The organism is Acidimicrobium ferrooxidans DSM 10331, assembly GCF_000023265.1.
Lineage (GTDB): Bacteria > Actinomycetota > Acidimicrobiia > Acidimicrobiales > Acidimicrobiaceae > Acidimicrobium > Acidimicrobium ferrooxidans.
The window spans coordinates 1874698-1900824 of record NC_013124.1; the positions used below are offsets into that span (position 1 = coordinate 1874698).

Below are 26127 nucleotides of genomic sequence, written 5' to 3' on the forward strand. Positions count from 1 at the left end.
GAAGGTCGGCGTGCGCCCGCCGCCATGCGCTCTGTGCTGCTCATCGCGACCGGAGTTCGCTCCATGAGGCAAGTAGGCCGAGCACCAGCGCATCGAACCTGGCCAACTCCTCGAGTGAGGCGCGCTCGCCGAGGCTATGACCCTCGCCCTCTGCCACCTGGAGTTCGCACGCAAGGCTCTCGCCGACGCGCTCGACGAACGCACGAGATTGCTCCACCGGCACCACACGGTCCGCGCTGCCGTGCGTGATGAGGACCGGGATGCGCCGCCGCGGTCGGCGGTGCGCGAGGTGCGGCGCGTCCTGGCCGACCAGCCAGTCGACGTCGCCGAGCGCGGACGGGTCGAGCAGTGGGTTGGTCAACACCAACGCATCGAGCAGTGTCGGGTCCTCGAGGATGAGCTGCAGGAGCGTCCAGCCTGCCGACGACGCGCCGATGCCGACGCGAGGACCCGCGACCACGCCCTCGAATCCCCGCACGACCTCGGCAAGGGCCTCTGACTCGACCGTCCCGAACCGACCGACGATACGCTCGCGTGCCGATCGCCCGTAGCCGTACGAACCCGGGTAGTCGACCGCGACGACCACCAAGCCGTGTCGGAGTGCGCGACGCCACTTGTCGGGGACCGGGAACGCGACCTGTTCGACGGGACCGCCATGGACGACCAGCGCGACACCACGAGGTACCGGGGGCCAGATCGCCACGCCGCGTGCGGCCAGCCCCAAGGCCCCAAGTGGCTCGATGCGAGAACCGTCCACCCCGTCCGAGCCCGCCTGCCGGAGCGTCTCGGACCCACGGCGGACCCGCTCCGACCACGGCCCCCGCTCGATGCCCACGACGTCACCGTCGATGGCCGAGATCGAGGTCCACGAGCCCGACGCCACGCGACGGAGGCGCTCGTCCAGGACGACGAGCGCGGGCGCCTCCACGGAGGCGATCACTCCGAGCACCGCCTCCGAGTCGGGGATGTAGCCCCGACGACCAGGCCCAAGAGGGTACTCACCCACGTCGTAGTCGAGACCCGCGATCTGGGGCACCCGCCCCGCGAGTACCGGGACGTGCGCACCGGCGCGATCGTCACGAACCCACAGACCGCCCGGTCCGAACCGCGGCTCCACCACACTCGCACCGTCACCGCCGAAATTCCCCGCGATGGCGCCGGTCGGGTCGAGAAGCATCACCGACCCCGTGAGCCACGGCTCGCGCTCCCCCGCCCGGGCCAACGCGATCGAACCGTCGTCGTCGACGGCCACATCCCAGAGGTCCGAGACCCCAAGGCGGCCGAGGTCCACCACGTTCACCAGCCGAGCCTGGTCGTCGAAGACGACGACGCGAGCGTCGCTCACCACCGCAACCATGGCTCCGGCGGGAGAACCGGCGATCCAACGCACGCCGGGCACGGTGGCGACGTGCTCGATGCCTCGTCCCGGCACGACTCGCACGACGGAACCGTCGACGCACAACACCCACAAGCACGAGCTGCCCATCGCGAGGACCCCGCCGTTGCCGGGACGCGCCCACGCTGGCGTGACGTCGGCGCAGCCGAGTGCAGTCACGGTGCTCGCCACCACGACCCCGCGAGCACTGCGCTCGATCCACGCGACGCCCAGCGGACCTGCCACCACGTCGGCGACGCGCTGGACGACGTCGCTCACCGAGGCGGCTCTTCGTAGAGGCCGAACACCTCGCCGAGCGCCATCATCACCTCGCCGACGCTCGCTCTCGCGCGAGCGGCATCGATGAGAGCGGGCATGAGGTTGCGCTCTGGATCGCGCGCCTCGTCGACGAGGCGTCGGATCGCAGTCCGCTGGGCCTCCTCGTCACGCTGACGCCGCACCCTCCTGAGTCGTTCGATCTGACGCGCTTCGACCTCGGGCCCGATCACGAGCGTCGGGATCTCGTCCTCCTCGTTGCCGGCGGTGAAGGCGTTCACACCGACGATCACCCGCTCTCCGGCGCTGATGCGCTTCTCGAGCTCGTAGGCAGAGTCTGCGATGCGGCCCTGGTAGTAACCGTCGTCGATCCCGACGAAGGCCCCCTCGAGCATGGACCCCCCACCGAGGCGCTCGATCTCGGCGAAGATCGCCGAGGCTCGTGCTTCGAGCTCGTCGGTGAGCGCCTCGACGAGGTAGGAGCCGCCCAAAGGATCGACGACGTTCGCCACACCCGTCTCGTAGGCGATCACCTGTTGCGTGCGCAGCGCGATGCGAGCCGCACGGTCGGTGGGCAGCGAGAGCACCTCGTCCATGGAGTTGGTGTGCAGGCTCTGCGTGCCGCCCAGCACGCCTGCGAGCGCCTCGAGCGCAGTCCGGACCACGTTGATCTCTGGCTGCTGGGCGGTCAGCGACACGCCGGCGGTCTGCGTGTGGAAGCGCAACTGCCACGAACGTGGATCGCGCGCCCCGTAGCGCTCCCTCAACCAACGGGCCCAGAGGCGCCGTGCGGCGCGGTACTTCGCGATCTCTTCAAAGAAATCGATGTGGGCATTGAAGAAGAATGACAGCTGCGGCGCGAACGCATCGACGTCGAGGCCGGCTGCCTGGCCGAGCTCGACGTAGGCGAAGCCGTTGGCCAGCGTGAAGGCGAGTTCCTCGGCCGCGGTCGAGCCGGCCTCGCGGATGTGATAACCCGAGACGGAGATGGGATGCCACTTCGGCATCTCGGCCGCGGTGAACGCGATGGTGTCACGCACCAGTCGAGCCGATGGACGAGGCGGGAAGTAGTACTCCTTCTGCGCCTGATACTCCTTCAGAATGTCGTTCTGGAGCGTGCCCGCAAGGCGCTCTCGTGCGACGCCACGCTCCTCCGCCACCGCGATGAAACTGGCGAGGATGAACGCCGCTGGCGCGTTGATGGTCATCGACGTGGTGACCGCACCGAGGTCGATCCCGCTAAACAGGTCCCGCATGTCCTCGAGCGTGTCGATGGCGACCCCGCACTTGCCCACCTCGCCCACCGACCGAGGGTCATCGGAGTCGCGTCCCATGAGCGTCGGCAAGTCGAACGCGACCGAGAGCCCGGTGCCCCCGTTGGCGAGCAGCTCGTGGAAGCGCTGGTTGGTCTCGATGGCCGTCGAGAAGCCCGCGAACATGCGCATCGTCCAGCGCTTCGTTCGGTAGCCCGAGGCGTAGACGCCTCGAGTGTACGGATACTGACCAGGCAGCTCCTCGTCGGGATCGACCATGGCTCCCGCGTCGTCCGGGTCGAGCGCGCCGTGGCGCCCGTAGAGGGGAGCGAGGGGCACCCCCGAGAGCGTCTCGAAGGCCTCCTCGCGCGTTCCGGCTCGACGATACGCCTCCGACCAAGCCGACAGATCACCCATGGGCCGATTCTACCGAACGTCGCTGACGCCTCCAAGGCCCGTCACCCATGCGATCCCCCGACGCGGGTGGTACAGGCTGCTAACGTTGGCGCGTGACCATCGACGACCGAACCCCGGACCGCAACCTCGCTCTCGACCTCGTCCGCGTCACGGAGGCAGCTGCGCTGGCTGCGAGCGCCTGGATCGGGCGCGGACAGAAGGAGTCCGCTGACGGCGCCGCGGTCAACGCGATGCGCTCGATCCTCGCGACCGTGCCCATGACCGGGACGGTCATCATCGGCGAGGGCGAGAAGGACCACGCCCCCATGCTCTACAACGGCGAGGTGATCGGCGACGGTACCGGCCCAGTGGCCGACGTTGCGGTCGACCCGATCGAGGGGACCACGCCAACCGCGATGGGGCGCTGGGGTGCGATGAGCGTGATCGCGGTCGCGACGCGTGGCTCGATGTTCTTCCCCGGGCCGATCGTCTACATGGACAAGCTGGCCTCCGGACCCGAGGGCATCGGCGTCGTCGCACTCGACGCAACGCCACGCGACAACATCCGCGAGCTGGCGCGTGCCAAGGGCGTCGCTCCCAAAGACATCACGGTTGCCATCCTCGATCGACCCCGCCATGCGGACCTCATCGAGGAGGTCCGTAGCGCCGGAGCCCGCGTGCGGCTGATCGGCGACGGCGACGTCTCGGCCGCGGTCCTCACCGCGATCGACGAGAGCGATGTCGATCTCCTCATGGGCGTCGGCGGCTCCCCGGAGGCGGTGCTGGCCGCGGCTGCGATGCGCTGTCTCGGCGGACAGCTGCAGGCCAGGCTGTGGCCCCGCGACACGGACGAGCGCGACCGGGCCCTCGCCCAGGGCTACGACCTCGAGCACGTCTTCGCGACCGAGGAGCTCGTCGACAGCGACAACGTCTTCTTTGCCGGGACCGGCATCACCGACGCCGAGCTCCTGCGCGGAGTTCGCATCGTGGGCGGACGCGTCCATACGCACTCGATCGTCATGCGCTCGCGTTCGGGCACCATCCGCACCGTACGCGCCCAGCATCAACTCACGAAGCTGAGGGCGATCCAGCTGCTGTCCTGAGCGAGCCCGAGGGCCCGTGCGAGCGGAGCCCCAACGGCGACGGCGCCACGTTGCTCGAGCAACGCCGTTCCTGCGGGGCCAACGAGTGCGGCCGGGGCGAGCGAGGCGCCAAGGGCGTCGCGTAGCGCGGAGCCGACACCGAACCCTCGCAGATCGGGGTCGAAGACACGCGCATCGACGAGCACCCAGGCCGCATCGCTCGCTCGTCGCGCTGAGACGACGCCGATGACCTCATCGTCGACGAAGGCGAGGGCACTGCGCTGGTGCAGCGTCGGCGCCGCGGTCTGAGTCAGCCAGGCTCCATCGCTGACGACGACACGTAACCGCAGGTGCGACCGTACGACGATCCAGCTCTCGCCCACGCGCGCCTCGAGCACGGAGCGCCACCATCGCCTCGGATCGCGCATCCGCACGAGCAGGACCGCGACCGCCCTCGGCTCGAGCGGTGCTCGGAAGTCGGTCCCGAGGTCAGCGAGGTGTTCGAGCGACTCGAGCGCACCCCCCTCTCGAATGGTCACGTGGGGCACGAACGGGCGATCGTCCGGCCACCCGAGCTCTGCGGCGAGCCCGGCGATCCAGCCGTCAGGGTCGGCCACGGCCAGATGCGCGGTCGGGCGCCGGTTGGCGAAGACGCCGATCCCCGAGAACTCCGTCACTGGTGGATCCAGCCGCGCGACGACCTCGGCGACCTGCCGGAGGAGTGCAGCAACGCCGGCAGCGTCACGCTCATGCGGCGGCAGCAACGTGATGTGCGGCACGATGCGATCGAGCGCGCGCGAGCCGACGACACGCCTCACGGCATCGATGCCCTCCTCCTGGGCATGCGACAGCACCAGCGCGACGGCGACCCGAACGCGGCTCACACCGACAGCCGAGACTCCCGCAGCTCGAGGCCCGCCCGATAGGGGGCCACGAAGCGCTCGTCCACGTCGCTCGCGAGCTCTGCGACGACACGCCGCCGCGACTCCAGCGACGCCTGATCGATGTCGCCCACGAACTCCGCGGCACGCGCGAGCACGACGGCACGGTTGCCACCGACGCGCACCAGACCGCCGTCGATGACCAGTTCCTCCTGGGTGCCGTCGGCGAGCCAGAGCTTGGCCACACAGACCTCGACCTCACCGACGAAACGCCCGTGGTTGGCGAGGAAGGCGATGTCGCCGGTCGGGACACGCATGACGAGTTCTTCGACGGCTCCCTCGAACACGACCTCCTCGGGAGTTGCGATCACGGCATCGAAGGTCGCGCGCATCTCTACCCGAGCTCCTTGGCCTTGGCCCAGACGTCCTCGATGCTGCCGGCGTTCAAGAACGCCTGCTCCGGAACCTGATCGAGGTCCCCGCGAACGATCGCCTCGAAGGACTCGATCGTCTCCGCGATCGGCACGTACTTCCCCTTGAGGCCGGTGAACACCTCGGCCACGAAGAACGGCTGCGACAGGAACCGCTGGATGCGCCGCGCCCGGGCAACGATGACCTTGTCCTCCTCGGAGAGCTCGTCGAGCCCGAGGATGGCGATGATGTCCTGCAGATCCTTGTAGCGCTGCAGGATCTGCTGGACGCTCCGAGCCACCTGGTAGTGCCGCTCGCCGACGATGGTCGGATCGAGGATGTTCGACGTCGACGCCAGCGGATCCACGGCGGGATAGATACCGAGTGAGGCGATCTGACGCGACAGCTCGGTCGTCGCATCGAGGAACGTGAACGTCGTGAACGGCGCCGGATCGGTGTAGTCGTCGGCCGGGACGTAGACGGCCTGCAGCGAGGTGATGGAGCGGCGCCTCGTCGAGGTGATCCGCTCTTGGAGCTCACCCATCTCGTCGGCGAGCGTGGGCTGGTAACCAACCGCCGACGGCAAGCGCCCGAGCAGGGCCGACACCTCGGACCCAGCCTGGACGAAGCGGAAGATGTTGTCGATGAACAGCAGGACGTCTTGATCCTTGACGTCGCGGAAGTACTCCGCCATGGTCAGCGCAGCGAGCCCCACGCGCAGACGTACGCCCGGCGGCTCGTCCATCTGCCCGTAGACGAGTGCAGCCTTCGAGATGACGCCCGACTCTTGCATCTCGAGGAGCAGGTCGGTGCCCTCACGTGTGCGCTCCCCCACGCCAGCGAACACCGACACGCCGCCGTGCTGCTGCGCCACACGGTTGATCATCTCCATGATGAGCACCGTCTTGCCCACGCCGGCACCGCCGAAGAGTCCGACCTTGCCACCTTGGACGTAGGGCTCGAGCAGGTCGATGACCTTGATGCCCGTCTCGAACATCTGGGCCTTCGGCTCCAGGTCCTCGAGCGGCGGTGCCGACCGGTGAATCTCCCACAGGTCGTCAGCACCCTCCAACGACGGGGCGTCCAGGGGTTGACCGAGCACGTTGAACACGTGGCCGAGCACCGCATCCCCGACGGGCACGCTCAGCCCGCGCCCCAGCGCACGCACCGGCACGCCACGGCGCAGGCCATCGGTGGGTCGCAGACAGATGCAGCGCACCCGTCCCTCCCCCAGCTGGCGCGCCACCTCGGCGGTGATGGTGACGGTCTCGCCGTCGACCTCGGCGTCCATCTCGAGAGCGGCGTTGATCTCCGGCAAGGCGTCGGGAGGGAACTCCACGTCGACCACTGGTCCCGCGATCGAGACCACTCGGCCAAGGACATGCTCGGCGTTGGTCATAGCAGCTCACTTTCCTTCTTCAGCGCCCCCGCCGTCGCGAGAGCCTCGGCTCCACCCACGATCTCGGCGATCTCCGTGGTGATCGCATCCTGCCGTGCTCGGTTCATCGCTCGTGTCAGCGTCCGTACCAACTCGTTGGCGTTGTCGGTGGCGGTCTTCATCGCCCGCTGCCGGGCAGCGTGCTCGGCGGCGGACGCTTCCAGCAAGAGTCCGAAGCCCTCCGCCACGATGAGGTCACGCAGGCTCACCTCGGTGAGCACCGCCAGATCGGGGTCGGTCTCGACCTCAGAGCGCGACTCCGTCCCGTCCAACAGATCGTCTCGACGCATCGGAGCGAGGTGCGTGACCTCGGTGCGCTGGGACCCGAGCGAGTAGAAGCGGTTCGAAATGACGTCGATCCCACCGATGACACCCTCTTCGAGCTGCGCGATCAGCGGAGTGAAGAGTCGGAGCGCCTGCTGGTAGGTCGGCTGGTGGGTGACGTGATCGATCTGGTGATCGACACCGACACCGCGAAAATGCGCCCAGGAACCGAACTTGCGCCCGACTCCCACCACGACACCCACGTCGCCACCGCGACGCCGCCGCTCGAAGGCTCGGATCACGTTGGCGTTGTAGGCTCCGCACAGGCCGCGATCGGCGGTGACCACGACGACGGCCACGGGACCGGAGGCCTCCAGCAGAGGACTGCGCAACGCTGGCTGCGCCGCGACCAGCGTTCGTGTGGCGTCGCTGAGTTCCCGATAGTACGTACGCGCCTGGGCGATGCGCCCCACCGCCTTGACGATGCGAGAGGCGGCGATGAGCTCCATCGCCTTCATGATCTTCTTGGTCGAGTTCACACTGCGGATCTGTGCCCGCAGTGCTCGCTCCTTGCCGCCCGCCACGCGCTAGGCCCCCTGATGGAGTGCCTTGAAGGCCTTGATCGCCATGTCAAGCCGCTCGCGGTCGCCAAGGCGCTTCGACTCGCTGATCTCCTGGAGCACCTCGGGGTGCTGAGCCCGCAGGTAGGCGAGGAACGCCGCGACGAAGGGGCCGACCTCGCTGGTCGGAACGTCATCGACGGCACCGCTGGTGCCGACGTAAATGGAGACGACCTGGTCCTCGAGCGACACTGGCTGACCTTGAGGCTGCTTGAGGATCTCGGTCAAGCGATACCCGCGATCGAGCTGGGCCTGGGCGACCTTGTCGAGCTCGGAGCCGAAGGTCGCGAACGCCTCCAACTCGCGGAACTGCGCGAGTTCCAGGCGAAGCGAGCCAGCGACCTCCTTCATGGCCTTGGTCTGCGCCGACCCGCCGACGCGCGAGACCGAGGCGCCCACATCGATCGCCGGGCGCACGCCAGAGTAGAACAGGTCGGCGTCGAGGAAGATCTGGCCATCGGTGATCGAGATCACGTTCGTCGGAATGTAGGCCGAGATGTCGCCCGCCTTCGTCTCGATGATCGGGAGCGCCGTGAGCGAGCCACCACCGAGTTCGGGCGACAGCCGAGCCGCGCGCTCGAGCAACCGGGAGTGGAGATAGAAGATGTCACCCGGGTAGGCCTCACGCCCTGGCGGGCGGCGCAGCAGCAGTGAGAGCTGCCGATAGGCATCGGCCTGCTTGGAGAGGTCGTCGTAGACGATGAGGGCATCGTCTCCCGACTCCATCCAGTGCTGACCGATGGCACAACCCGCATACGGGGCGAGGTACTTGAACGGCGCTGGCTCCGACGCTGGCGCGGAGACCACGACCGTGTAGGCCAACGCACCGGCTGCTCGCAGCGTCTCGACGACGCTCGCAACGCTGGTGCCCTTCTGGCCGACGGCCACGTAGATGCACTTCACGCCCTGGCCACGCTGATTGATGATGGCGTCGAGCGCAATGGAGGTCTTGCCCGTCTTGCGATCGCCGATGATCAGCTCGCGCTGGCCGCGCCCGATCGGCACGAGCGTGTCGATGGCCTTGATGCCGGTCTGCAGGGGCTGGTTCACCGGCTGACGCTTGGTGATGCCCGGGGCCTGTACCTCGAGACGACGGCTAAGACTCGCGGCGATCGGCCCGAGACCGTCGAGCGGGCGCCCCAGCGGATCGATGACCCTGCCGAGCAGCTCGTCACCCACCGGCACGGACAGGATCTCTCCTGTCGAGCGCACGATCTGACCCTCTCGGATCCCCTCCTGGTCGCCGAGGATCACGGCACCGATGGCCTCTTCGTCCAGGTTCAGGGCAAGGCCGACCGTGCCGTCCTCGAAGCGGAGCATCTCGTTCACCGCGACCGACGGCAAGCCCGAGACCAGCGCGATGCCGTCGAAGAGCTGCAGCACGCGCCCGATCTCCTCGCCGCCCTGGTGCGGCGCGAACTCCTCCATGCGTCGCCGGATGACCCCAGCGACCTCTTCCTCGGAGATTTCGAAGTGCTCCATCACCATTTCACTCCCCTACGCGCTGACGAGACGACGAGCGTCGTCGAGCTGACGTCGAACGCTTTGATCCCAGAGACGATCGCCAACGATCGCCACGATGCCGCCGATGACCGACTCGTCCACCACCCACTCGACCTCCACGCGCTGGCCGACGAGCCGCTCGAGGTGCGTACGGACGGCGTCCGCCTCATCGTCACGCAGCGAACGAGCCGTGCGAACCGTTGCGACCCGCAACGAGAGCTGTCGGGCGGCGAGTTCGAGCAGCCGATCGACGACCCGGCCGATCGGTCGCACGGAACTCGTCGCGACGGCCGCACGAAGGATCCAGGTCGTCCGGACGCTCACGCGCGGCCCAAACAGATCCCCGATGATGGCGAGGCGTGCTTCGCGCGTTCCCTCGAAACCCGACAGCACGCGCTGGAGTGCCCGATCCCGTTCGAGCACCTGTGCCACACCGCGAAGTTCGTGGAGCACCGGCTCGAGCTCGTCGCGCGCTCCGAGGTCCTCGAAGATGGCCCGCGCATAGCCGATGACGCGCCCGATGGTGGCAAAGTCGCCGGGGCCCTCGAGGACCATGTCGGAGGCGACCAGCTCAGGGAGTTCCTCGAGCGAATGCACCACCTCGCCGACGACCTCCCACGCGACGACAGCGTCGAAGAGCCGCAGAGCGAGCGAGCTGACGCGCTCCCCGACGAGGTCGTGGAGCACTCCTTGACGACGATCGACGTCGGCGGCTCGATCGTCGAGGGCGACAGCGAGCTGGACGAAGCGCTCGCACAGCTCGGCGACGCCGCGAGCGTCGCGTTCGAGCTCCGAGGCCGTTCCGGCCTCGCGAGCGAGATCACGCAGGGCGAGGGCGTAGCCCTTCACGAGCTCACGCATCAGTCAGCGGGCTCCGCCTCTCGCAAGAAGGCCTCGATGAGCGGATCGAACGATGACTGCTCGAGCTCTCGTGCGACGATCTTGCCAGCGAGCTCGACCGCGAGGTCAGCGACCTCGGAACGCAGCGAGCGCAGCAACTGGACACGCTCTGCCGCCAGTTGCGCCTCCACCTGCGCACGGATCGCCTCCGCCTCGGCACGGGCCCGCTCGCTCGCCTCCTGCCTGAGCGCCTCCGCGGTCCGGCGAGCGTCGTCGAGGATGCGACGCGCGTCCTCGCGCGCCCCCTGGAGCTCTCGTTCGCGCTCGGCCCGCAGGGCCTCGGCCTCGCGTCGCGCAGCATCGGCTGCCTCCAGATCGGCACGAATGCGATCCGAACGCTGCGCCATCATCCGCGCGACCGGCGGGTAGGCCACCTTGGCCAACACCACCAACAAGATGACGAACGAGATCACCGACCAGACGATCTCCCCCGTGCTCGGGAGGATCGGGTTCGGCGACTGAGTGACAACCGCCTCGAGCATGCGATCAGCCGGTGTACTTGAGGAGCACGAAGACGACGAAGCCGATGAGGGCAAGCGCCTCAGCGAGCGCGAAACCGATGAACGCGAGCGAGCGGACGGCTCCAGCGGTCTCGGGCTGACGCGCGATCGCAGAGACCGCCTGCCCGAAGATGATGCCGATACCGATGCCCGGTCCCAACGCTGCCAAACCATAGGCCAAGCCCGAACCGAGTTCGGCAAGACCCTTGCGCAGGTTGACGCTCGACGCTGCCGCGATCACCGTGGCAACAACGTTGTGCATTGATCCTCTCTCTCTCCGCTGTGGTACCCCCGGGTTCTCCACCCGAGATCTCGATCCCCCGACCGTGACGCACAGGCCTCGGAACCCGACGCGCCGGGGGCATGCTAGTGCCCAGCCACCCCCATGGCCTCGCCGATGTAGACCGCCGTCAAGATCGTGAAGATGAAGGCCTGCAAGAACCCGACGAAGATCTCGTAGCCCGTCACCACGACCAGCATCGCAGCTGGCAGCGGCAGCGCAACGAGGGCGATCGACTTCACGAAGAGCGCCTCGGAGATCACCGCGAACGTGATGAGCAGCAGGTGACCCGCGAGCATGTTGCCGAAGAGCCGCACCGCGAGGGCGAACGGACGCACGAGAAAGGTCGACAAGAACTCGATCGGGACGAGCAGGATGAGCAGGACCCCCGGAACGCCTCTCGGCACGAGCGCGCTGCGGAAGTAGCCAGCGAACCCCTGTCGCTTGATCCCGACCGCGAGGAAGGTGACATACGAGATCACGGCGAGCGGGATGGTGACGCTGGTGCGAGCCGTGGCCGGCATCTGGATGAAGGGGACGACCTCGAACAGGTTGTTGAAGAGGATGAAGAAGAACATCCCGACGAGCCAGGGCAGCCAGCTCAAGCCCTCAGGGCCCATCACGTCCAACACGATGGTCGAGCGCACGAAATCGACGCCCGCCTCGACGACGTTCTGGACGCCCCGTGGCACGAGTTGGGCGCGGCGGCCGGCAAGCCCGAAGAGCACGAGCGTGATCGCCGCCGATGCCAGCGTCAGCACCGCGATCTTGTTGAACATGAACGCAGTGCCGGAAAAGGCGATCGGACGCCAGTTCAGCACCTCAGCGATCGGGGGAAAGCTAATGGCGGCGAGCATCACCGAAGCACCCTCCACGGACGCAGTCCGTCGTCACCGATCCGCCCGGACACACGCCGCGCTTCGAGGACGACCGCAACGAGATAGCCGGCGATCACCACCGTCGCAAAGACACCGAGGCGCATCCAGTGAGCATGCACCAGGGGGACGGTGATCGCGGTCAGCAGACCGAGCCCAAGGATGAGCGAGGCAAACGCCGCCACCATCAAGCCCCCGATGCCAAACCTCGCGCCCTCGCGAAACGCCACGACCATGATCGCGAAGGTCAGCGCGACGCCGGCGAGCGCGAACGCGGCGGTCTCGAGGCCAGCGATACCATCGGCGATGCCGCCACCTGCGAGGGCAACCGGCGCAACCAAGGCGAGACGGGTGAGAAACCCGAGGGCGAGACGCGTCTCGGGACTGGTGGTACTCATGCCCTCGGACGCCCCCCGAACTCGGGAGCATCGAGCGTACGGGCGGCCTCACGCACCTCGTCGGGTACCTCGAGCGATGCCTCGAGCACGCGCCCACGACCAGGCCGCTCGGGCGCACGAGACGGTGCGGACTCGACGACAGCGGCCACCGACCGCTCGAGTCCCTCACGCGCTCGGTAGATCAACGAGAGCAACGAGCCGACGACCCCGAGGCCGCCGATCACGAAGCCAAGGATCACGGAGTGAGACGCGCGCCCGGCCCAGAAGCCGAGCAGGATCACGATGACGAGCGTGCCGAAGGCCTCCACGAAGTGGGCCACAGCCTCACTCGCCCCCGAGATCATCGGGTGCGCACCCGCGCCTCGTTTCACCGCGTCCTCTCCCCACGACTGGCCCACTCGGCCGCGCTCATGCTAGCAGGCAACCTCGGAGCGGCCGCCGTCAGGAACCCTCCCGGGTACCCGAGTGACGCCGTAGATCCGGGTGCAACAAGGTGAACAGCAGCACCGCCGCCGCCACGACCACGATCGGGAGCTCGGCCGTCAAGGACGGAACGAACGACGGCACCAACGCAAAGGCTGACAGCACGGCGGTCCAGGTCCACAAGATCGCCACCGCCCGTCGGGGCCCATGCCCCATCTCGCGCAGCCGATGGTGCAGGTGCAAGTTGTCGGGCGTGGCGACGCTCTGGTGGTGCCGTGCTCGACGGAGCACCGCGAGCACCATGTCGACCATCGGCACGCCGAGGATCACGAACGGGATGACGAGGGGCGCGAAGAAGAAGAACGTTTGGTCCGAGACGTTGGCGGTACGACCCCCGACGACGGACGTCGCGGCTGCGAGCAGCAACCCGAGCAGCATGGCGCCTGCGTCGCCCATGAAGATCCGCGCTGGGTTGAAGTTCCAGGGCAGAAATCCGATGGCCACGCCAGCGGTTACGAAGGCGACGACCGGACCGATCGACGACTCCGGCAGCTGGCCCAACGCCTGGAGGTGCAAGCTGTAGATCCCAAAGGCGATCGACGCGATCGCGACGATGCCCGCAGCGAGGCCGTCGAGACCGTCGATCAGGTTGATCGCGTTCGTCATGGCGACCACCCAGATGGCGGTGAGCAACGGCAGCATGGACGGCGCGAGCACGACGATACCCGCAAAGGGGACCTTGAACCAGAACATCGTGACGCCGAAGTACCACAGGATGCTCGCAGCGAGCACCTGGGTCGCGACCTTGGCCGGCGCCGACAGGTCGACCACGTCATCGATCGCTCCGAGCACACAGATGACGGTCGCGGCGAGCGCGACCCCCAGCGGCTCTGACGAGTCGAAGAACACCGCGCGGAAACCACCGATCATGCTCGCGGCGCCGAAGGCGACGAGCACGCCGACCAGCATGGCGAGACCGCCGAGGGTTGGCGTCGCACGTTCGTGGACGTGGCGGCCACCGGGTTGGTCGATCGCGCCGACTCGGAGCGCGAGCACCCGCACGAGCGGCACGGCCAAGGCGGTCACGACCGCGCCGATCGCGCCGACCAGCAGATAGCGCATCAGGACGCGAGGCCAGGCGGCACGAAGGCCGCACAGAGCTCGCGAACCTGCTGGCGAACCTCCCGAACCACTTCGTCGGTGCGGGCGCGCAGCACGGTCGCGATCAGCGACCCCACGCGCTTCATCTCCTCCTCACCCATACCGGTCGTGGTGAGGGCCGCCGTCCCGAGACGCAGCCCCGAGGTGACGAACGGGGAACGCGGATCGAACGGAATCTGATTGCGATTGAGCGTGATGCCCGCGGCATCCAGCAGGTCCTGGGCGGTCTTGCCGTCGAGTTCTGGATCGAAGTCGCGAAGATCGACGAGGATCAAGTGCACGTCGGTGCCGCCAGAGACGAGACGGAAACCCTCGGCCTCGAGCGAGGCCGCGAGCGTCTGGGCGTTCGCCACGACCCGACGGCCGTAGTCGCGGAACGACGGTGAGGCGGCCTCGCGAAAGGCAACGGCCTTGGCTGCGATGGCGTGCTCGAGCGGTCCACCCTGCAGTCCTGGGAAGACCGCCTTGTCGATGGCCTTGGCGACGTCCTCATGACCGACGATCGCAGCACCCCTCGGTCCTCGCAGGGTCTTGTGTGTCGTGAAGGTCACGACGTCGGCACCGCGCTCCCCCGACGCGAGCCACAACGGATTGGGGTACACCCCAGCCGCGATGAGACCGGCGACGTGGGCTGCGTCGAAGAGCACGCGCGCTCCCACCTCGTCCGCGATGGCTCGGATCGGGGTGACGTCGATGACGCGTGGGTACGCGGTCGCCCCCACGACGATGAGGCGCGGATGGTGCGCCCGTGCGAGGTCGGCGAGCTGGTCGAGATCGAGCCACTCGCGATTCGGATCCTCCTGGCGGACGCCATAGCCGACGAAACGGTAGAGCTGGCCCGAGAAGTTCACGGGCGAGCCGTGGGTCAGGTGTCCACCTTGGTCGAGCCGCATCGCCAACACCGGATCACCCGGCGCCAAGAGGGCGAGGTAGGCGGCCGCATTCGCGTTCGCTCCAGCGTGCGGCTGCACGTTGGCCCACGGCGCGCGAAAGAGCGCTCGCGCGCGCTCGATCGCAAGGGACTCCACCTCGTCGACGACGGCGTTACCCCCGTAGTAGCGGCGACCGGGGTAGCCCTCGGCGTACTTGTTGGTCAACACCGAACCGGTCGCCTCGAGCACCGCAGCGGAGGTGAAGTTCTCCGACGCGATCAGCTGGAGCGTCGAACGCTGCCGCTCCTGCTCGCGCACGAGGAGCGCGGCGAGTTCAGGGTCCTCTTTGCTCAGCACGCCCATGGCTCCTCCCTTCTCGCCTCATTGTAGGCGTCTCGCCCGTGGAGCCTCAGCGAACCTCGACCGGCTCGCCGAGCACGGCTTCGACGTCCGATGGCGCGACCGCACCCTGGCGGAGCACCCGGACCTGCGGACCCGTCAGGTCCACGATCGTGGACGCGACCCGGCCCGAGGGACCTGGAGCCCACAGGACGCCAGCGAGCCGACCAGCGACCGGACTGCCGTGGGCGACGAGGTCGGCGAGCGCCGTGTCGACGTCCGATGGCGTCGCCACACCGTGCCAGTTCGCCGAGGAGGCAGCGAGCGGCCGACCGGTGGCGAGTTCGGCCAGCCACTCGACGTCGGGGACCCGCAGTGCAACGCTCCGGCCCGAGGGATTGACCACGTCCGCGAGCGTTGGGGCGTCCACCACGGCCGAGATCGGTCCCGGCCAGAGCGCGCCGAGGGCCCGGAGCCTCGACCGGCGACGTGGCTCGGCGTAGGCGAGCGCCTCGTCGATCGATCCGACGAGCACCGGCGGCGGCGTCGTGGTCGAGCGACCCTTCAACACCGCGATGCGCTCGAGCGCGCGTCGACTCGTCGCGGATCCGACCAACCCCGGGACCGTGTCGGTCGGCATGAGGAGGACCGAACCTCCATCGAGAATCGTGGCCGCGCGTCGAAACGCCTCGACTCCTTCGAGCGAGGGCTCAGCCGGCTGATCGCCGAGGAGTTCACGAAGCCGCACGAGTCGCTCCAGGCCACCGCGCGACGAGCACCCGGGGCCGGCCGGCAAGATCGCGTTCCACGGTCACATCACCGTAGCCCTGCGCGCTCGCCTCGGCCACCAACCGCTCCCCTTGTGTCTCACCGATCTCCATGAAGAGCCACCCTCCCGGCCGCAAGGCGACCCGCGCACCACCGATGACTGCCATCGGACCCTCGAGACCCGACGGGCCCGGTACGAGTGCCACCCGAGGTTCGAACACTCGCACCGCAGGGTCGAGACGCTCCCACTCGGACGCTGCGACGTAGGGGGGATTGGCGACCACGACGTCGAGCGACTCAGGTTCTGCCCCCTCGAACCAGGAGCGACGCACGAGCGTGACGAGCGCACCTGTCGCTCGAACGTTCTCCCGCGCGAGCGCAAGCGCACGGGGATCGACGTCGCTCCCCGTCACCTCGAGGCGCGGACCTTCGAGGGCAAGGGAGATCGCGATGGCACCCGAGCCCGTACCGACGTCGAGCACGCGCATCCCGGTGCGCACGGCCGCGAGGACGTGCTCGACCAGCTGCTCGGTCTCGTAGCGCGGAATCAGCGCACGATGGTCGACCCGGAGCTCATGACCTCGGAACGACCACGTGCCGAGCACGTACTGCAGGGGCTCGCCGGCCGCGAGGCGGGCCTCGAGACGGCGCGCGATGACTGCGGCGCTCGCACCGGACGAGGCGGCGCGTCGCGCCACCGCCTCGTCGAACCAGCGTCGCTCAGCAGGTCGCATCTCCGCGCTCACGCATCGCGCAACGCGGCGAGCTGCTCCTCGCGCTCGTGGACGAGGAGCGCATCCGACAGCTCGTCGAGGTCGCCCTGGAGGATCTGGTCGAGCCGATAGAGCGTCAGGCCGATGCGATGGTCGGTGACGCGGTTCTCCTTGAAGTTGTACGTGCGGATCTTCTCCGACCGACCCCCCGAGCGGATCTGCGCCTTGCGCGTGGCGGTGAGCTCGGCTTGACGCTTGTCTTGCTCGAGCTTGAGCAGACGCGCGCGCAGCACCTGGAGCGCCTTGGCGCGGTTCTGGATCTGGCTCTTCTCGTCCTGCATGGCGACGACGATCCCCGTCGGCAGGTGCGTGATACGAACCGCAGAGTCCGTGGTGTTCACGGACTGGCCACCCGGCCCGGTCGATCGATAGACGTCGATGCGCAGGTCCGACGGGTCGATCGACACCTCGATCTCGTCCGCCTCGGGCAGAGCGGTGACGGTGGCCGAGGAGGTGTGGACACGGCCCTGGGTCTCGGTCACCGGCACCCGTTGGACACGATGCGGACCCGCCTCATGCTTGAGCCGCTTCCAGGCGTCATCCCCTCTGACCAGCAGGGTGACGTCGTCGTAGCCCCCGAGATCCGACACGCTTCGCGACAGGACCTCGACCTTCCACGACCGTCGATCGGCCCAACGCTCGTACATATCGGCGAGGTCCTTGGCGAAGAGGTTCGCCTCCTCGCCTCCTTCGGCTCCCCTGATCTCGAGGATCACCGCGCGACCGTCGTTGGGGTCCGACGGCAGGAGCAACAGCTCGAGTGCCTCGCGAGCTCGCGCGAGCGCGGCATCGATCTCATCGAGCTCGGCCTTGAGCTCCTCACGTTCGGCGGGGCTCGCGCCCCGATAGAGCTCCCTCGCCGCGTCGCGATCGCCTTCGAGCGCCTGCACCCGTCGGAGGGCTCCGACGATGGCCTCGAGCTCTTTGTGACGGCGAGCGACCTCCCGGGCGCGTCGCTGGTCCTGGAAGATCGCAGGATCCGCCAGTTCCTCGAGCACCCGAGCGTACTCGTGCTCGAAACGCTCGTACCGATCCTCGCTCATGGCGTCTCCTCGATAAGTTCACACGGTCCAAAGGCCTCGGCGATACGAGCCCCGAGGGGCGCGCTCCCCGCGACGACGAGCCGAACGACGCTCGACCAGTCACCGGCCAGGGCACGCGCCTCGATGGGGAGCCACGGATCGACCGCTCGGCCGAACCCGACGACGGTGCCGTCCGGCGCCCACGCCCACGCTCGGCCCGCCGCCTCACGAACGCGATCGGGCTCGAAGGGCCGCAGCGGCTCCTGCTCGAGCCACGTGGCTCGAGAGCGGCGCGCAATCGCGCGCGGCACGCTCTCGACCCCGGGGCTTCGACCATGGTGGCCATCACGGAGTCGCCGGGCGAGCAGGCGCGCCTCCGCCAGCAGACCCTCCTCGTCCAATCCGAGCTCCCGACGCATCGCCCAGTCGCGCGGATCGACACCGACAACACGCTCGCCGTCGGCTCGCCCACCGATCGTGACACCAGCCGATTCGACGAGGACCGCATCCGGCCACGACGTCACGCCGACCGGCACGACGTCGGCCACGGCTCGATACAAGGCACGGAGCCACGCATCGCGCTCCCAGTCGGCGTCGGTCGTGACAGGCGGTGCCCAGGGCTCGACAGGGACGGGGCGTCCCCCAACGAGCTGCTCGAGCACCGCGTGCGTCCCCTTGAGGGCCGCAGCGACGCGATCGAGACGCTCCGTTGGCCCGAGCGTCACGATACGGACACGCTCAAGGTGGCGATACTCGACCCAGGCCGCAACCGCGCCGGCCGCGCCCGTCGTCGTCACCACGACGATCTCACCGTCTCGACGACGCGCAGCGCCGTCTGCGAACGCGCCACGATCGGGGAGCTCGACGACGACGCCGTCGGGAGCCAGCGCGTTCGCGACGACAAACGCGAGCTCAGCGTGCCTGCTGGCCGCGCCGTGCTCGGTCACCGTAGCGGCGCTGGAAGCGCTCGACGCGACCACCGGTGTCGACGAGCTTCTGTCGACCGGTGTAGAACGGGTGACACTGGTTGCACAGCTCGATGTGCAGTTCCGACTTGGTCGATCGGGTCTGGAACGTGTTGCCGCATGAGCAGTGCACGGTCGCGACCACGTACTGGGGATGGATCCCTTCCTTCACGATGCCTCCTTCACACTGATGGTGGACTCCGAGAGCGCTGCCGAGGATGCCTGGGCTGCGCTAGATGCCAGGGCTACGCGCGATCTCGGCGAGAAACTCCGCATTCGAGCGCGTCGAGCGGATCTTGTCGATCAAGAGCTCGAGACCCGCAGCCGGTGTGCCCTCCTGGCTGATCGCACCGAGGACTCGGCGCAGCTTCCAGACCTGCGCCAACTCGTCGCGAGTGAAGAGGAGCTCCTCGTGTCGCGTCGACGAGGCGTTCACGTCGATCGCTGGGAACAAGCGGCGCTCCGCGAGGCGCCGGTCCAGGCGCAGCTCCATGTTGCCGGTTCCCTTGAACTCCTCGAAGATGACCTCGTCCATCTTCGAGCCGGTCTCCACGAGCGCGGTCGCCAGGATCGTGAGCGAGCCGCCTTCTTCGACGTTACGGGCGGCACCAAAGAACTTCTTCGGAGGATAGAGCGCACCCGAGTCGACGCCACCGGACATGATGCGCCCGCTCGCGGGCTGGGCGAGGTTGTAGGCACGAGCGAGACGCGTGATGCCATCGAGGATGATCACGACATCGTGCCCGAGTTCAACGAGCCGCTTCGCTCGCTCGATCACGAGTTCGGCGACCTGGGTGTGCTCCTCCGCGGGCCGGTCGAAGGTAGACGCGATCACCTCTCCCTTGACCGAGCGTCGGATGTCGGTCACTTCCTCCGGTCGCTCGTCCACGAGCAACACGAAGAGGACGACCTCAGGGTTGTTGCGCTCGATCGCGTGCGCGATCTGCTTCATCACGGTCGTCTTCCCGGCCTTCGGCGGCGAGACGATGAGTCCGCGCTGACCCTTGCCGATCGGCGCAACGAGATCCATGATGCGTGTGGTGAGCTCGAGCGGATCCTCGGCGTTCTCGAGCACCAGCCGCTCGTCCGGGAAGAGCGGCGTGAGATCCTCGAAGCGAGGGCGACGGCGAGCATCCTCGACCGTCATGTCGAAGACGCGCTCGACGCGCACGAGCGCCGGGAACTTCTCGTTCTGGGAGCTCGCCCGCGCCTGACCGACGATCTGGTCGCCCTTGCGCAGCCCGAACTTGCGAACGAGCGAGGCCGGGACGTAGGTGTCCCGCGATGACGTCAGACGGCCATTCGCTCGCAAGAAGCCATAACCCTCGTCGCGAAGATCGAGCACACCGACGGCCTCGATGAGCTCTTGGACCTGCGGTCCTTCCGCCTCGGCCGGCCGGTCACCGCGATCCTTGTTGCGCCGACGACGCGAGCGACGACTACTGCCCTCGTCGCCACGACGAGCAACCTCACCGCGCACCTGCTCCGATGCTTCAGGAGCCCCGTCGCTCTCTGCGTGTGCCTCCGTCCGCGCTGCGGCCGGACTGGCCTCGCCGCGTCCTGGCGAGCCATCGCTCCGTTGCACACTCGCATCCACGGCGATCGGAGGCAGCAGCCGCGCGAGGTCGACCGCAAGGCGATCGGCCTCCGCGAGGGTCGGCTCTCGGGTCCCCTCGGTCGCGCTCTCGGCTTGGGGCCGACGCTCGCGTCGCCGAGTCGACGACTGACCCCGCTCTCGCGGTCCGCTCCCGACGACGCTCAGCGCGTCACGAGCCTGGGCATCGTCCGCGGGCAGCGGCGGAAGCACCGCGGCGGCTGCGTCCTCGTTCGCGAAGAGGCTGCGATCCCCCTCGTCGCTCGCGGATCGGCGTGCCATCGACGACGCCTCGATCGCCTGGATGATCTCCGCTTTGCGCGATCGGGACGAAACCTTGACACCGAGCTCACGCGCGATCGCCAGCAGCGACTCTCGATCGCGGCGTGCCAGATCACCGAGCACGTCGGTGGAACTCACCATGGGGTAGATCCCTTCTTGGTCAGGAGGAACAGGCGCAGCACTGGCGCGGTCACGCCAGTCCAGCAGCTCGAGCAATCGCGTCAAGACCTGCAGACGACGGCACGGGTCCCTCCACAGTGCGCAGCGCGGTGTCCGGGTCCTTCAAGCCATGCCCTGTCAGGATGCACACTACCGTGTCTGACCGCGCTAGGTCCAGTCGGAGGAGGCCAGCAACCGAAGCCGCTGAGGCGGGCTCGCAGAACACCGACTCCTCTCTTGCGAGCAGTATATAGGCCTCGAGAATGGCGTCGTCCGAGACCGCGAGCACCGTCCCACCCGAGTCCGACGTGGCGTTCAGGGCACCTTGCCACGAAGCCGGACGCCCGATCCGGATCGCGCTCGCGATCGTCTCGGGATGCTCGACGACCTCTCCGCGCACGATCGGAGCAGCGCCCTCGGCCTGGACCCCCACCATCCTGGGCAGACGCGTCGTCGCACCCGCGGCATGCGCTTCGCGGTAGCCACGCCACGACGCCGTGATGTTGCCGGCGTTGCCAACGGGCATCACCTGGACCGTCGGTGCATCCCCGAGCTGGTCGACGATCTCGAACGCAACCGTCTTTTGACCCTCGAGTCGATCCGGGTTCACGGAGTTGACGAGCGCGACCCCATCGGCCTCGGCCAGCTGCCGCACGGCCACCAGGGCATCGTCGAACGACCCCTCGATCGCGACGACGCGCGCACCATAGAGCAACGCCTGTGCCAGCTTGCCCCGTGCGATGCCTGCCGACGGCACGACGACCACGCTCGCCAGGCCCGCCGCTCGCGCATACGCCGCAGCTGCGGCCGAGGTATTGCCCGTGGACGCGCAGATGACCGCCCTCGCTCCGCGAGCCTTCGCGTTGGTCACCGCGAGCGCCATCCCGCGATCCTTGAACGAACCGGTCGGATTCAAGCCCTCGAGCTTCAAGAACACGCGTGCGCCGACCCGCTCGGACAGATGCGGTGCGTAGCGCAACAGCGTCCCCCCTTCGCCGAGCGAGACCAGCTCAGCCCCGTCCTCGATCGGCAACGCGCTCCGATACGCCTCGAGGATGCCTGGCCACCGCAGCCGTCTCACAACGCCATCGTCGTGTGCCATCGCTCGCTTCCTCACAGCACCCGGTATCGTTGCCGACGTCCGACCACGTCGCCGAGCGTCACCAACTGGCGATCGATCGCCTCCATCTGCTCCAGCGTCGCCTCGTGCGTCACGAGCATGAGGTGGGCGTGGCCCTCCCCGGCTCCGAGCTGCTCCACCTGCGCGATCGACACCCCTTCCTCGCCAAACACCTCAGCCACCCGCGCAAGGACGCCAGCAGCGTCGCGCACGAGCAGCGAGATCGCGAATCTGCCGGTGATCGACCCAGCCGACAGCATTGTCGGCTCCTCTCGAGCCGGTGCCGTACTGCGGCGCCCCGCCCGGCGGTTCTGCGCAGCCTCGAGGATGTCCGCGAGCACGGCGGCCGCAGTCGGCAGCCCACCCGCTCCCGGGCCGATGAAGACCAGCTCACCGACCGCCTGACCTTCGACGAAGATGGCGTTGGCGGCGTCTCGAACGCCCGCAAGGGGATGCTCCCTCGGCACGAGCGCAGGAAAGACCTCGACGCTCAGCGCCTCGCCATCGGCCTCGTCGAGTCGCCGCGCCGTGGCGAGGAGCTTGATCTCAGACCCGCTCGCGTGCGCGAAGCGTACGTCGGCGGCGGTGACGCCGACGATGCCCTCGGTCCGCACGTGATCCGCGCGCACGCTGCGCTCGAACGCGAGGGATGCGAGAATGGCGGCCTTCGCGGCGGCGTCGCGACCGTCGAGATCTCGACTCGGGTCGGCCTCGGCATAGCCGAGTCGCTCCGCCTCGGCCACCGCCTCCGCGAGTTCTGCGCCCGTCTCGCTCATGCGCGTGAGCACGAAGTTGGAGGTCCCGTTGACGATGCCTTGCAAGGACCAGAGACGCTCCCCGAACAGCGACGTGCGCAGGACTCGGATCAGTGGCACCCCACCTGCGACGGCGGCCTCGAACAGCAGATCGACACCGCTCGCCTCGGCGAGTCGCTCGAGCCTCCCGAGGTGGTCGGCGAGAACGTCCTTGTTCGCCGTCACCACCGCCTTACCCGCCAGCAACGCGCGCTCCAGCGCCAACAGCGCCACCTTCGGCTGGCCCATCAGCTCGACGACGATGTCGACGCTCGGATCGGTGATGGCAGCATCGAGGTCATCGGTGACGAGTCCCATGGGCACCCAGGCGTCACGTGGTCGCTGGATGTCACGCACGACGATGGAGGTGAGCTCGATCGGTTCACCGAGGCGCCGCTCGAGCAGCGCAGCGTCGCGATCGAGCAACCGGACGAGGCTCGAGCCAACGACGCCACACCCGAGCAGCGCGACTCTCACGAGCCCACCTCCAGACGGAACAGATCATCGAGCTGCTCGCGACGGACGATCTCGCGGGCGACGCCGTCACGAACCATGACCACGCTCGGACGCGGCAACCGGTTGTAGTTCGACCCCATCGAGTAGCCGTACGCCCCCGTGACCGGAGTCACGATGAGCTCGCCAGCAGCGAGGTCTTCCGGCAACAGGGCGTTGGCCACCAGCACGTCTCCGGACTCACAGTGCTTACCGACCACGCGCATCGCCGTCGTGTGCGGCGCCTCGAGTCGGCCGGCGGCGACGGCCTCGTAGCCAGACCCGTAGAGCACCGGTCGAGGGTTGTCCGACATGCCCCCGTCGACGGCCACGTAGGTCCTCACCCCCGGGATCCGCTTGACCACGCCGACACGGTACAGCGTGATCGCGGCGGGAGCCACCAGCGCGCGGCCCGGCTCGACGAAGGTGCGCTCCGGATCCATGCCGGCCAGCGTTGTCGCCTCGGCGATGGAGCGCCCCCACTCCTCGAGCGTCGGTGCCCGTTCGTCACGGACGTAGGGCACGCCAATGCCGCCACCGAGGCTGACCTCGTCGACCCCCCAGGCTTCGCGCACCGCCCCCATACGCCCGGCGAGCTCGCCGAAGGGATCGAGGTCGAAGATCTGTGACCCGATATGGGCGTGGATCCCCACGACCGTGAGGCCGTGCGCACGCGCCCACGTGAGTGCTCGCTCCGCAGAGCCATCGTCGAGCTGAAGCCCGAACTTGGAGTCGACCTGCCCCGTGCGGACGAAGGCGTGGGTGTGGGCCTCGATCCCCGGCACGACGCGGAGCCAGAGTCGCCGACGGCCGAGACCAAGACGCGCGATGCGCTCGAGCTCCTCGTGGGCGTCGACAACGATTCTGCCGACCCCAACCTCGTCGGCGAGCAGGAGCTCATCGACGCCCTTGTTATTGCCATGGAGTACGATACGCTCCGCAGGCACGCCGCCTCGACGAGCCGCCTCGAGCTCCCCGGCCGAGGCAGCGTCCCACCAGAGCCCGGTGTCGGCGACGATGCGGGCCATCGCCACCGCAGAGAACGCCTTCGACGCATAGGTCACCTGCAGCGCACCCAGCCCCGACCGCAGCTCGTCGATGCGTGCTCGTACCTCGTCCTCGTCGTAGACGAACAGCGGCGTGCCGAAGCGATCGGCCAGCTCGTGCACGCTGATGCCCTGGATCGTCAGCTCGCCGCTCGCGCCGATGCCCGCCCCACGAGGCCACAGGCGCACTGGGAGCGCACCGAGGCGCTCACCCACGCCTACATCTCCTCGACCGCGCGGACCCCGATCAAGGCGAGCGTCCGCGCCAGCACCTGACCGGTGAGGTCCGCAAGTGCAAACCTGGCCCCGCGTACCAGTGGGTCGGGCTCGACCAGGATCGGGCAGTCGTGGTAGAAGCCGTGGAACGCCGAGGCCGCCTCCAGCAGCCAGGCGACGACGCGATGCGGCGCACGTTCGACGATCGCGGTCTCGAGCACACGGTTGAGGCGCAAGAGCACACGAGCCAGCTCGAGCTCGCGAGGGTGGCCGAGGGCAGTGAGCGATGCGGCGGGGTCGAGAGCGAGACCCATGGCTGCCGCCTGTCGACGGAGCGCCGCGACCCTCGCATGGGCGTACTGGATGTAGTACACCGGGTTCTCGCTCGACTCGGCCCGAGCCTTGACGAGATCGACCTGCGAGGCACGGTCGATCGACGACGACAGCGCGAGCAAGCGGGTCGCATCCGCCCCGAGTTCCTTCACGAGCCATGAGAGCGCGATCGCCGTTCCCGCACGCTTCGAGAACTTCACGGCAGCACCGTTGTCGAGGAGCGACACCATCTGCCCGAGCCGAATCTCGAGACGCCGGTCGTCGATCCCGAGGGCGCGCATCGCTGCATGCAGGCTCGCCACCTGCCCGTGGTGGTCGGCGCCGAACACATCGATCGCGAGGTCGAATCCCCGCACGACCAGTTTGTCGTAGTGGTAGGCGATGTCGCCCGCGAGGTAGGTGTAGTCACCGTTCGCCTTGCGCAGCACGCGATCACGCGTATCGCCGAAGCGTTCGGCCGCAAACCAGAGTGCACCGTCGGCCTCGTAGGTCGCGTCGAGAGCACTCAGGCGTGCGACGACCTCCTCGACGAGTCCGCCACCTTCGATCGCTGCCTGGGAGTACCACGAATCGAAGTGGATGTTGAGCTCTTCGAGGGTGGCTCGGATCATGGCGAGGATCTCGGGCACAGCCCAGCTGCCCGCCGCGACCACGTCGTCGGGGCCGTCGTAGCGGCCCGAGAGCTCGTGGACGTAGTCGCCGCGGTAGCCCTCTTCGGGGATGGGCTCCCCTCGGCGTGCCGCGAGGATCGAGGCACCGAGCGAGCGGATCTGGCCGCCAGTGTCGTTCACGTAGTACTCACGCGAAACCTCGAACCCTCCGTGGGCCAACAAGCGTGCAAGGGCGTCGCCGTAGATGCTGAGCCAACCGTTGCCGATGTGGAGAGGACCGGTCGGATTCGCCGAGACGAACTCGACGAGCGCCCGTGCACCGTGACCGACGTCGACAGCGAGCGCGGCCGCAAGATCGGCCGCCATCGCCTGCACGTCGCCGAGCAGGGCCGCTGGGCTGAGATGGATGTTCACGAAACCAGGGCCAGCGACCTCGAGACGCTCGACACGGCCAGCGACACGCGGTTCGAGACGCGCAACGAGTGCCTCGGCGAGCACACGAGGTGCGACCCCGACCGTGCGCGCCAGCTCGAGCGCGATAGGCGTCGCCAAGTCGCCGTGCGCGCGCTCGCGCGGCTCGACGAGTGGGCCGACCTCGACCGCATCAGCGATGCCGCGAGCGCGAAGCTCCTCGTGCACCGCCGTCACCAGAACCTCGTGGAGCCAACCCGCGGTGGTCACCTACGTCCTTTACGCTGCCAGGGG

26 protein-coding genes are annotated in these 26127 nt (G+C 68.3%); 1 reads left to right on the forward strand and 25 read right to left on the reverse strand.

The window, feature by feature from the left end; all coding sequences use genetic code 11:
* Window positions 1–40 precede the first annotated feature (40 nt).
* The gene (locus tag AFER_RS09245) at window positions 41–1654 is read right to left on the reverse strand and encodes an alpha/beta hydrolase (protein ID WP_015799181.1); all 1614 of its coding nucleotides are present in this window, start codon (window positions 1652–1654) and stop codon (window positions 41–43) included.
* Entirely contained in the window at window positions 1651–3321 is a 1671-nt protein-coding gene (locus AFER_RS09250; RefSeq protein WP_015799182.1) for an acyl-CoA mutase large subunit family protein, read from the reverse strand. Before AFER_RS09250 ends, AFER_RS09245 begins: the two co-directional genes overlap by 4 nt.
* Before the next feature lie 92 nt (window positions 3322–3413).
* On the opposite strand from AFER_RS09250, the gene glpX reads away from it, so the two are divergent.
* The gene (gene glpX, locus AFER_RS09255) at window positions 3414–4403 is read left to right on the forward strand and encodes a class II fructose-bisphosphatase (protein WP_015799183.1); all 990 of its coding nucleotides are present in this window, start codon (window positions 3414–3416) and stop codon (window positions 4401–4403) included.
* On the opposite strand, the gene AFER_RS09260 is transcribed toward glpX, so the two are convergent.
* The 23 genes from AFER_RS09260 to AFER_RS09370 form a co-directional block, all read right to left on the reverse strand.
* A complete protein-coding gene (locus AFER_RS09260; protein WP_015799184.1) occupies window positions 4364–5266 on the reverse strand; it encodes a 2'-5' RNA ligase family protein in 903 nt (300 codons plus the stop codon). The genes glpX and AFER_RS09260 overlap by 40 nt on opposite strands.
* The gene (locus AFER_RS09265) at window positions 5263–5655 is read right to left on the reverse strand and encodes a FoF1 ATP synthase subunit delta/epsilon (RefSeq protein WP_015799185.1); all 393 of its coding nucleotides are present in this window, start codon (window positions 5653–5655) and stop codon (window positions 5263–5265) included. Before AFER_RS09265 ends, AFER_RS09260 begins: the two co-directional genes overlap by 4 nt.
* A 2-nt stretch (window positions 5656–5657) precedes the next feature.
* Window positions 5658–7073: a F0F1 ATP synthase subunit beta gene (atpD, locus tag AFER_RS09270; RefSeq protein ID WP_015799186.1), complete on the reverse strand. Its 1416-nt coding sequence runs from the start codon at window positions 7071–7073 to the stop codon at window positions 5658–5660.
* On the reverse strand, window positions 7070–7960 hold the full coding sequence (gene atpG / locus AFER_RS09275; protein ID WP_015799187.1) for an ATP synthase F1 subunit gamma: 891 nt from the start codon (window positions 7958–7960) through the stop codon (window positions 7070–7072). Before atpG ends, atpD begins: the two co-directional genes overlap by 4 nt.
* Before the next feature lie 3 nt (window positions 7961–7963).
* The gene (gene atpA / locus AFER_RS09280) at window positions 7964–9478 is read right to left on the reverse strand and encodes a F0F1 ATP synthase subunit alpha (protein ID WP_015799188.1); all 1515 of its coding nucleotides are present in this window, start codon (window positions 9476–9478) and stop codon (window positions 7964–7966) included.
* A gap of 15 nt (window positions 9479–9493) precedes the next feature.
* A complete protein-coding gene (gene atpH, locus AFER_RS09285) occupies window positions 9494–10360 on the reverse strand; it encodes an ATP synthase F1 subunit delta (protein ID WP_015799189.1) in 867 nt (288 codons plus the stop codon).
* On the reverse strand, window positions 10360–10881 hold the full coding sequence (gene atpF / locus AFER_RS09290) for a F0F1 ATP synthase subunit B (RefSeq protein ID WP_015799190.1): 522 nt from the start codon (window positions 10879–10881) through the stop codon (window positions 10360–10362). The genes atpH and atpF overlap by 1 nt, the downstream gene beginning before the upstream one ends.
* A gap of 4 nt (window positions 10882–10885) precedes the next feature.
* The gene (gene atpE / locus AFER_RS09295; protein ID WP_015799191.1) at window positions 10886–11161 is read right to left on the reverse strand and encodes an ATP synthase F0 subunit C; all 276 of its coding nucleotides are present in this window, start codon (window positions 11159–11161) and stop codon (window positions 10886–10888) included.
* A gap of 104 nt (window positions 11162–11265) precedes the next feature.
* A complete protein-coding gene (gene atpB, locus AFER_RS09300) occupies window positions 11266–12054 on the reverse strand; it encodes a F0F1 ATP synthase subunit A (RefSeq protein ID WP_245526006.1) in 789 nt (262 codons plus the stop codon).
* A complete protein-coding gene (locus tag AFER_RS09305; RefSeq protein WP_015799193.1) occupies window positions 12036–12452 on the reverse strand; it encodes a hypothetical protein in 417 nt (138 codons plus the stop codon). The genes atpB and AFER_RS09305 overlap by 19 nt, the downstream gene beginning before the upstream one ends.
* Complete coding sequence (locus AFER_RS09310) at window positions 12449–12823, reverse strand: hypothetical protein (protein ID WP_143712017.1); 375 nt, start codon at window positions 12821–12823, stop codon at window positions 12449–12451. The genes AFER_RS09305 and AFER_RS09310 overlap by 4 nt, the downstream gene beginning before the upstream one ends.
* Before the next feature lie 70 nt (window positions 12824–12893).
* The gene (locus AFER_RS09315; RefSeq protein ID WP_015799195.1) at window positions 12894–13997 is read right to left on the reverse strand and encodes a glycosyltransferase family 4 protein; all 1104 of its coding nucleotides are present in this window, start codon (window positions 13995–13997) and stop codon (window positions 12894–12896) included.
* Window positions 13997–15271 (reverse strand): serine hydroxymethyltransferase, encoded by a 1275-nt coding sequence (locus tag AFER_RS09320; protein WP_015799196.1) that lies wholly within the window; start codon window positions 15269–15271, stop codon window positions 13997–13999. The genes AFER_RS09315 and AFER_RS09320 overlap by 1 nt, the downstream gene beginning before the upstream one ends.
* A gap of 46 nt (window positions 15272–15317) precedes the next feature.
* On the reverse strand, window positions 15318–15995 hold the full coding sequence (locus AFER_RS09325) for an L-threonylcarbamoyladenylate synthase (RefSeq protein WP_015799197.1): 678 nt from the start codon (window positions 15993–15995) through the stop codon (window positions 15318–15320).
* Window positions 15982–16761: a peptide chain release factor N(5)-glutamine methyltransferase gene (gene prmC / locus AFER_RS09330; protein ID WP_049755463.1), complete on the reverse strand. Its 780-nt coding sequence runs from the start codon at window positions 16759–16761 to the stop codon at window positions 15982–15984. Before prmC ends, AFER_RS09325 begins: the two co-directional genes overlap by 14 nt.
* Complete coding sequence (gene prfA / locus AFER_RS09335; RefSeq protein WP_015799199.1) at window positions 16758–17831, reverse strand: peptide chain release factor 1; 1074 nt, start codon at window positions 17829–17831, stop codon at window positions 16758–16760. The genes prmC and prfA overlap by 4 nt, the downstream gene beginning before the upstream one ends.
* Window positions 17828–18757 (reverse strand): hypothetical protein, encoded by a 930-nt coding sequence (locus tag AFER_RS09340; RefSeq protein WP_015799200.1) that lies wholly within the window; start codon window positions 18755–18757, stop codon window positions 17828–17830. The genes prfA and AFER_RS09340 overlap by 4 nt, the downstream gene beginning before the upstream one ends.
* Window positions 18723–18947 (reverse strand): 50S ribosomal protein L31, encoded by a 225-nt coding sequence (gene rpmE / locus AFER_RS09345; RefSeq protein ID WP_015799201.1) that lies wholly within the window; start codon window positions 18945–18947, stop codon window positions 18723–18725. Before rpmE ends, AFER_RS09340 begins: the two co-directional genes overlap by 35 nt.
* Window positions 18948–19007: 60 nt before the next feature.
* Window positions 19008–20792 carry a transcription termination factor Rho gene (gene rho / locus AFER_RS09350; protein WP_015799202.1) on the reverse strand — a complete coding sequence of 595 codons (1785 nt, stop codon included), beginning with the start codon at window positions 20790–20792 and terminating at the stop codon, window positions 19008–19010.
* 49 nt (window positions 20793–20841) lie between these two features.
* A complete protein-coding gene (gene thrC, locus AFER_RS09355) occupies window positions 20842–21912 on the reverse strand; it encodes a threonine synthase (protein ID WP_015799203.1) in 1071 nt (356 codons plus the stop codon).
* An 11-nt stretch (window positions 21913–21923) separates the two neighbouring features.
* Window positions 21924–23201 (reverse strand): homoserine dehydrogenase, encoded by a 1278-nt coding sequence (locus AFER_RS09360; RefSeq protein WP_015799204.1) that lies wholly within the window; start codon window positions 23199–23201, stop codon window positions 21924–21926.
* On the reverse strand, window positions 23198–24478 hold the full coding sequence (gene lysA / locus AFER_RS09365; protein WP_015799205.1) for a diaminopimelate decarboxylase: 1281 nt from the start codon (window positions 24476–24478) through the stop codon (window positions 23198–23200). Before lysA ends, AFER_RS09360 begins: the two co-directional genes overlap by 4 nt.
* 2 nt (window positions 24479–24480) lie before the next feature.
* On the reverse strand, window positions 24481–26103 hold the full coding sequence (locus AFER_RS09370; RefSeq protein WP_015799206.1) for an arginine--tRNA ligase: 1623 nt from the start codon (window positions 26101–26103) through the stop codon (window positions 24481–24483).
* Window positions 26104–26127 lie beyond the last annotated feature (24 nt).